This is a genomic window from Pseudaestuariivita atlantica, assembly GCF_001205715.1.
GTDB lineage: Bacteria > Pseudomonadota > Alphaproteobacteria > Rhodobacterales > Rhodobacteraceae > Pseudaestuariivita > Pseudaestuariivita atlantica.
In genome coordinates this window covers 20,469-27,292 of the sequence record NZ_AQQZ01000019.1, presented here as the reverse complement: position 1 = coordinate 27,292, position 6,824 = coordinate 20,469, and the positions used below count along the sequence as shown (strand labels likewise).

The window sequence follows — 6,824 nt, the reverse complement described above, 5'->3', positions numbered from 1 at the left end:
TGAGCAAACTCTACGCTAGAACGAGGGAAGTTTCGGGGGGCAGGTCAACCTGTAAACAATTGTACATGATTCAAAATTCTTTTCAGTTTTTTTGCTCATAGGCCTGCCAGTACAAATCATCGCTACAAACAAGGCGAATTTTGGCTTGGAGCGCTTCTCCGTCCCTGTTTCGCCGATGACAAGGAGGAAAGAAATGTTCAAGATTTCAGCGGGTCTCGGGTGTGTATTTGCTGCAGCACTCACCGCCTCGGCGGCCCAGGCAGACGACTGCGGTGAAGTATCTATTATGCAAGGCGACTGGGGGTCTGCGCAGATCGTCACTGCGGTTGCGAAGTTCCTGATGGAGGAAGGCTACGGCTGCGACGTCACCGCAATGCCGCTCTCGAGCAACCCTGCGCTGGCATCCGTATCCGAGACCGGAGAGCCTGATATTCTGACTGAAATCTGGACAAACGGCGCGCCGGCTTACCAAGGGCTGGTTGATTCAGGTGCGATCATTCCTGTGACCGAAGTTCTATCTGATGGCGGTGTCGAAGGGTTCTTTGTTCCGAACTACCTTGTGGAGGAACATCCGGAACTGGCAACAATTGAAGGCATCGCAGCCAACCCCGAACTCGTCGGAAATCGCTTTCACAACTGCCCCGAAGGGTGGACCTGCCTGAATGTCAGCACCAACCTGATGAAGGCAGGCGGGCTGATCGATGCAGGCATTGAAAACTTCGTGCATGGATCTGGCGAAACCCTCGCGGCTTCGATCGCTGCCGCCTACGAAAACAAGGAACCGTGGTTCGGCTTTTATTGGGCGCCGACATCGGTACTGGGCAAATACCCGATGACCCTGGTCGATATGGGCCCCCATGACCCTGAAAAGCATGCCTGCAACATCACGGCGGAATGCCCGACGCCAGAAGTCAGCGCCTTTCCCCGCAGTGTCGTGGTCACAGTTCTCTCCAAGGAATTCATGGCCGAAAACGCAGCAGTGTCTGACCTGATGACAAATCTGTCCTTCACCAACGCACAGATGGGCGAAACGCTGGCATGGGTCGAAGACAACAATGCCTCCTACGATGAAGGCGCGGTGCACTTTCTGACAACCTACAAGGATGTCTGGGGGGCGTGGCTTAACGATGCTGCGCGCGACAAACTTTCCGCATTGCTGCAGTAAACCGCACGGAAAGGGGCATCCTCAGCGATGCCCCTAACGCACTGAAGAGGATCGGAAAGTTGGAAAAATGGCCTTCTATGACAAGCTATTCAGTGCCCTGGGTCTGAGCGACTGGTGCGGCACGTCAGACGACAAAGCGCCACTTTCGCTGGCGGACCTTGCGGCGCAAGCAGGGGGACAGGAGGCCTCTGGGCCGCTCATTCCAATTCCCTCGTTTGATAATCTGCATGAAAGCTGCAACCGTGTATGGCAGTCGCGCGATGTAACCAACGGAATCGAAGAAGGGTTTCTGGCAGCCAAGCCGGTCCTGAAAACTGTTCTGGACCCGATCACACAGCCACTGAGCTGGATGCTGGATGGCGCACTTTGGCTGTTTGAAGCGATGCCATGGTTCATCATGGTCCCGCTGTTGGTGGCGATTTCCTGGTACGCGTCGCGTTCGCGCCCTGTGACGATCTTCGTCGCCGTCTCGATTATGCTACTGGCCGTCGTAGACCACTACGATGTGGCGATGCAGACCCTGTCGATCATCTTTGTATGTACGACGATATCGGTGCTGTTCGGTGTGCCCATTGGAATTGCCATGTCGAAATCCGACCGATTGCAGAAAAGCGTCGTTCCGTTACTCGACCTGCTGCAGACCCTGCCGACCTTTGTGTACCTGATCCCTCTGATTTTCCTGTTCTCGGTCACGGAATCCAAACTTTATGGGATCGCGATCATCCTTTACGCGATCGTGCCGGTGATCCGCCTGACTGATCTGGGTATCCGGCTTGTCGACAGGGACGTGATCGAAGCGGCCAATGCCTTTGGCATGAATGACCGCCAGAAACTGATGCGAGTACAATTGCCGCTGGCGCTGCCGAACATCATGGCCGGGATCAACCAGACCATCATGATGAGCCTTGCCATGGTCGTGATCGCCTCTCTTGTTTCGGCCCCTGGCCTTGGCGTGAACGTGTTGCGTGGCATCCGAAACCTTGAACTGGGTGTGGGCATCGTCGCTGGCATCGGCATCGTGCTGCTCGCAGTGATCCTTGATCGCGTGTCCAAGGCAGCTCTCACACGGGTCGATAAGACCCAAGTCAAACACTAAGGAGCCGGTTCAATGACACAACCAATGGTCCGCCTGTCCGGGCTCTATAAAATCTTTGGCGCCTGCGACAAGGACGTGTTGCACCATGTCCAGGATGGCATGGGTAAGGAAGAATTGCTGGCGCAGCACGGGCACGTGTTGGGGCTCAACAACATCAACGTCGATATGCAGGCGGGGGAAATCACAGTGGTTATGGGCCTGTCCGGCTCTGGGAAATCTACTCTGATCCGCCACCTGAACCGGTTGATCGAACCCACTGCGGGCGAGATCATCGTGCAGGGCGAAGACGTGATGCAACTGTCCGAGGACGGGCTGCGTCATGCCCGTCAAGAAAAGATGTCGATGGTTTTCCAGAAGTTCGCGTTGTTGCCGCACAAGACCGTGCTGAAGAATGCAGGCATGCCCTTGTCGGTGCGTGGCGAAGACGAGGTCACCTGCGACCGCGAAGCTGCAAAATGGCTGGATCGCGTGGGTCTGAGCGGGTTCGAGAACCATTATCCAGCGCAGTTGTCTGGAGGGATGCAGCAGCGGGTAGGCATTGCCCGGGCGCTGACCGCAAACACACCGATCATGCTAATGGACGAGGCTTTCTCGGCCCTTGATCCGCTGATCCGAACCGATATGCAGGACCTGCTGCTCGAGCTGCAAAAAGAACTGCACAAGACCATCATCTTCATCACTCACGATCTAGATGAGGCGTTGAAGCTGGCCGATCACCTTGTGATCCTAAAGGACGGCTTTGTCGTGCAGCAGGGTGAGCCGCAGCATATTCTGTTGAACCCTAACGATCCTTACATCGAAGACTTCGTGAGCGACATTAACCGCGCACGGGTTCTGCGGGTGCGCTCGATAATGACCCCGCTTGTCGATGGCAAAGTGCCAAAAGATGCCGATGGCGAAGTGGACGTGAACGACACGCTCGAAAGCATGATCGCGCGGTCCGGCGGGGATACGTCACACGCCTATGTTGTCAAAGATGGGGAGCAGACGGTCGGCACACTGGATATGACCGAACTGGTTCGCGCTCTTGTCCCTCGCGTCGCATCCGAGGCCGGTGCGCGTCAGTCCTGAAGCGCGCTGACGGCAGAGCTGGAATTCAACAGATCAGGCCCGAAATGGCCGCATGGTTGGGTCGGCCTCGATCTGTTCGAACAGCCAGTCGATAAATGTATCGAGCTTGGGGTTGGGTGCACGCTCTTTTTGCGTCGCCAGATACCAGCGGCCTGGCTCGGGCACTGAAATGTCGAACGGCCTGACCAAGCGCCCCCTCTCAAGATCGCGCGCGCAAAACGGTGCCCTTGCGACGCTGATACCGTGATTATTTAGAACAGCCTCACGGACAAGCGGGTAGTTGTCGAAGATTGAGCCAAGTTTCATGGTTTTGCGATCTAAGCCCGCCGCATCCAACCAGCAGTCCCAGTCATCCGGCTCATTCCATGTGCTTGGGACGCTCAGCAATAGGTAGTTTCCTAGCTCTTCCAGCGGCATTCCACCGCTTGGCGCATTCAAGGCCTCCGGAGCACATACCGGGTAGATATCCGTTTCGAACAAGGGGCTATAGTCAAACCGTTTGTCAAATGGTGGCGCGTTGAACACGCCCACATCGAACCGGTGCATGTCATAATCACCGTCTTCAAAGGTAGAGACGATGCGCACACGCGTGTCCGGATTATCCTGAAGAAAGTCTGCCAATCTGGGCTGAAGCCACATTGTATTGAAACTTGCGTAGGACTGAACGAGCAATACGTCCGGTTCCTCAGGTGTCTGGATGCGCCGTGTGGCTTTGATAATGCCCTGAATGTGTTCGCGTACTGGTGGGTAATACTGCTCGCCAGCCGGTGTCAGTTCGACCGAACGGCTTGTGCGTTCCAGCAGTTTGACACCGATTGATGTTTCCAGTGCTTTGACCTGGTGGCTGACTGCCGCATGGGTCACACAAATCTCGTCAGCGGCCTTTCGGAAACTCTTGTGACGCGCCACCGCCTCAAAAGCGCGCAGTGAAACCAGCGTGGGCATGTGAGTGGTCATTGCTGCATCTCCTTGAAGAAACAAAAAATTGCTTACCCTCAAGCACAGTTAACCGACGACGGGCGTAATAGCAGCAGACTTGTTATGCACCTTTTCATAGATTTTCAAAGGATGACACGCAATGTGCGGCACGACGCGATCGGTTAGAAAATCTTGATGAAGGGAAATTTCTTTCAGTTCTTCAGCTGGGGAAGAGATGCCAGATTAAGGGCTAAAGACGCTCAAGGATTCCACCTTCATGCCACCATTATCACCTTCGTCAAATGCATATGGCTATCCGTTGCTGATTAAACACTTGCTGGCCGGATCTCAGCTTGCGTCAGCCAGCCAAGAGATCGTCAGCGGCACCGAAATGCGGCTGAGCTACACGGAGTTGGGCAAACGCGTGCGCCAACTTGCCAATGCTCTGAAGGCCAGCGGGATACGTGAGGGCATGCGCGTCGGTGTCATGGATTGGGATACGCACCGTTATCTTGAGTGTTTTTTCGCGATCCCGATGATGGGCGCGTCCCTTTTCACGATCAACGTGCGTCTGTCTCCTGCTCAGGTTCTTTATACGATCAACCATGGCAGGCCGGACCTGATCGTCGTGCACCGCGATTTCATGCCGCTCGTTGATGATATCAAATCGGGCTTTGATCGGGACATCATCATTGTGCCGATTGGAGACGGAGAAGGGTATGAAGAGTGGATAAGCGGGGCCCCAGGCTGCTTTGACTTCCCGGACTTCGATGAAAACCAAACGGCAACCTTGTTTTACACAACCGGGACCACCGGTAATCCCAAGGGGGTGAGCTATTCACATCGGCAGTTGGTCCTTCACACCTTGGGTCTGATCGCAGGTTTCGGCGCGTGGCCCGGGAATGCCGGATTTCATCGCGGCGACGTTTACATGCCGCTGACACCCTTGTTTCACGTCCACGGCTGGGGATTTCCATATGCCGCAACGATGCTGGGGCTGCGTCAGGTCTATCCCGGTCGATATGACCCTGACACAATCTTGCGATTGATTGCCGACGAAAACGTCACCTTTTCCCACTGCGTGCCCACGGTTCTGTCAATGGTGCTCGACCATCCGGGCTGCCCACAAATTGACCTGGACAGATGGAAAGTGATCATTGGCGGGGCCGCTTTGCCGCGCAATTTGCAGGACCGGGCGGCGGCGGCAGGCATATCCTTGCATGCGGCATATGGGATGTCCGAGACCTGTCCGTTTCTGACGGTGGCCGATTTGTCCAGCAATGACCCCGAGATGCAGGCGCAAACCGGCTTTCCCGGCCCGCTTGTCGACCTTCGTGTTGTGATACCGGATATGCAGGACGTTCCACATGACGGCGAAACAACTGGCGAAGTTGTTGCTCGGGCTCCCTGGTTGACACAAGGCTATCTGGATAATGCGCAAGCCTCGGATGAGCTTTGGGACGGTGGGTATCTGCATACCGGGGATGTTGGGTATATCCGCGAGAATGGATCGTTGCAGATTACTGACCGCCTCAAGGATGTGATCAAGACCGGCGGCGAATGGATATCTTCACTGGCACTGGAAAACATAGCATCGTCTTGCAGCGGCGTTGAGGACGTGGCAGCAATCGGGCTGCCGCACGCGAAATGGGGCGAAAGGCCAGTGTTGGTCGCTCAAGCCGCAAAGGATGCCGATCCGGATCTTGTGCGCTTGAGAGTCATTGAAGCAATCCAGTCGCGTGTCGGTGCAGGCGAGATCTCAAAATGGGCAGTTCCAGACGAGATAGTCTTTGTCGCCCGCCTACCTAAAACCAGCGTCGGCAAGCTCGACAAGAAACTCGTGCGGAAAAACATTTCAACGCGCTCGGACTTTAAATCATGACAGACAAGCAACGCCGTATTCAGGCGCTTATCGGGTCCATTGTCACGTATCTGCAGGCTCACAGAGCTGCCACGCGCGGCGTTGACCTGACGTTGGACAAGCTGGCAGCCATGGACCTGAAGGGTGAGAGGCTCATTGATTTACCTCCCCAAGGAACCCGGCACGAAGAGGTTCTGAAGAACGCCATCGCCGGGATTGTCGCCCCGGAATTGCAGGAAATCGCAGGTTGTCTGAAAGCAGCAAAGGATGATCTGATCTGGCGCGAAGACAACGCCCAATTCTATCCCCCTGGTGCCGAATTGGGCGAGGGATACACAAAGTGTAACCTACATACTCTGCTGATTGGGCCAGACGCATGTGGACATCACCATCCCGATTTCAACCTTGGCATTTTCATGCTGGGTCCAAGGACGCTGTATCGCGACCACAACCACGACGCGCCAGAGCTGTACCTGAACCTGTCCGAGAAATCTGGTTGGCGGTTTGGCACCCGTGACTGGCAGGATTATCCGGCTGGATCACTTATCTGGAACGCGGCGGGCGATCCCCACGCCACCCGGGTCTATGACCAGCCATTCATCTCCGTCTTTGTCTGGCTCGAGAACGTGAATTCACCCTGCAACGTAATCCACTTCGACGATTGGGCAGAGATCGAACAAGATCTTGCCAACCAGTCCAATTGAGATTTCCAA

At 55.4% G+C, this 6,824-nt stretch carries 6 protein-coding genes; 5 read left to right on the top strand and 1 reads right to left on the bottom strand.

Annotation, left to right across the window (positions count from 1 at the left end; genetic code table 11):
* The first annotated feature begins 193 nt into the window (after positions 1-193).
* The 3 genes from ATO11_RS19680 (at position 194) to ATO11_RS19670 (ending at position 3,332) form a co-directional block, all read left to right on the top strand.
* A complete protein-coding gene (locus ATO11_RS19680) occupies positions 194-1,165 on the top strand; it encodes an ABC transporter substrate-binding protein (RefSeq protein WP_050532622.1) in 972 nt (323 codons plus the stop codon).
* A gap of 67 nt (positions 1,166-1,232) precedes the next feature.
* Positions 1,233-2,261, top strand: coding sequence for an ABC transporter permease (locus tag ATO11_RS19675; RefSeq protein WP_050532621.1), 1,029 nt, complete (start codon positions 1,233-1,235; stop codon positions 2,259-2,261).
* A gap of 12 nt (positions 2,262-2,273) precedes the next feature.
* A complete protein-coding gene (locus ATO11_RS19670) occupies positions 2,274-3,332 on the top strand; it encodes a quaternary amine ABC transporter ATP-binding protein (protein ID WP_050532620.1) in 1,059 nt (352 codons plus the stop codon).
* A gap of 33 nt (positions 3,333-3,365) precedes the next feature.
* Here the strand turns inward: ATO11_RS19670 and ATO11_RS19665 are convergent, their stop codons facing one another.
* The gene (locus ATO11_RS19665) at positions 3,366-4,289 is read right to left on the bottom strand and encodes a LysR substrate-binding domain-containing protein (RefSeq protein WP_050532619.1); all 924 of its coding nucleotides are present in this window, start codon (positions 4,287-4,289) and stop codon (positions 3,366-3,368) included.
* Between the two features lie 238 nt (positions 4,290-4,527).
* On the opposite strand from ATO11_RS19665, the gene ATO11_RS19660 reads away from it, so the two are divergent.
* A complete protein-coding gene (locus tag ATO11_RS19660; RefSeq protein WP_050532618.1) occupies positions 4,528-6,132 on the top strand; it encodes a fatty acid--CoA ligase in 1,605 nt (534 codons plus the stop codon).
* Positions 6,129-6,815 (top strand): dimethylsulfonioproprionate lyase family protein, encoded by a 687-nt coding sequence (locus tag ATO11_RS19655; RefSeq protein WP_050532617.1) that lies wholly within the window; start codon positions 6,129-6,131, stop codon positions 6,813-6,815. The genes ATO11_RS19660 and ATO11_RS19655 overlap by 4 nt, the downstream gene beginning before the upstream one ends.
* Positions 6,816-6,824: the final 9 nt, after the last annotated feature.

Bases quoted from the DNA above. Each gene is read 5' to 3' on its own strand.
- ATO11_RS19680 (WP_050532622.1), top strand. From the start codon at position 194: ATGTTCAAGATTTCAGCGGGTCTCGGGTGTGTATTTGCTGCAGCACTC.
- ATO11_RS19675 (WP_050532621.1), top strand. From the start codon at position 1,233: ATGGCCTTCTATGACAAGCTATTCAGTGCCCTGGGTCTGAGCGACTGG.
- ATO11_RS19670 (WP_050532620.1), top strand. From the start codon at position 2,274: ATGACACAACCAATGGTCCGCCTGTCCGGGCTCTATAAAATCTTTGGC.
- ATO11_RS19665 (WP_050532619.1), bottom strand. From the start codon at position 4,289: ATGACCACTCACATGCCCACGCTGGTTTCACTGCGCGCTTTTGAGGCG.
- ATO11_RS19660 (WP_050532618.1), top strand. From the start codon at position 4,528: ATGCCACCATTATCACCTTCGTCAAATGCATATGGCTATCCGTTGCTG.
- ATO11_RS19655 (WP_050532617.1), top strand. From the start codon at position 6,129: ATGACAGACAAGCAACGCCGTATTCAGGCGCTTATCGGGTCCATTGTC.